This is a genomic window from Flavobacterium aerium, from assembly GCF_030766725.1.
Classification (GTDB): domain Bacteria; phylum Bacteroidota; class Bacteroidia; order Flavobacteriales; family Flavobacteriaceae; genus Flavobacterium; species Flavobacterium aerium.
The window spans coordinates 1-389 of sequence record NZ_JARQWR010000046.1 but is presented as its reverse complement, the minus strand read 5'-3'; the positions used below and the strand labels follow the sequence as shown (position 1 = coordinate 389).

Here is a 389-nt window from a genome sequence, read left to right as displayed (position 1 = left end):
GATTCTGACAGTTTATCGGCGACATTTTTTTCTCCCAGCCACTGGTAAATATGTTCATTTAACCAAGCTGAAGCGTCCATACCGGCCATAATAGCATCAATACTAGTAGGATTAAATAAAACTCTTTTTAATTCTTCCAAATCTTCTACGATAAAATCAAACAAATCGGATCCGTTTTTAGTTTCAATGGTTTGCTTCAAGGATTTTATGGAGTTTTCGCTGTTTTTGACTAATTCAAAAACGCTAGATGGATCAGGAATGCCACGAACGGGTGGTTTTCCAGAAATGGGTGCTTGATTTGGATTTTCCTCCGTTGGTAGTGGAGGTAGGAATCCTTTTTTATTAATTACGGTGAGTAAAGCATCTTTAATTAGCGGGTCCGATTGGCC

Annotated in this window: 1 protein-coding gene; it reads right to left on the bottom strand. The window is 38.3% G+C overall.

The window, feature by feature from the left end:
• Positions 1 to 389: hypothetical protein (locus tag P6733_RS17920; RefSeq protein ID WP_306354316.1), on the bottom strand; the 389-nt coding region annotated here is incomplete at both ends.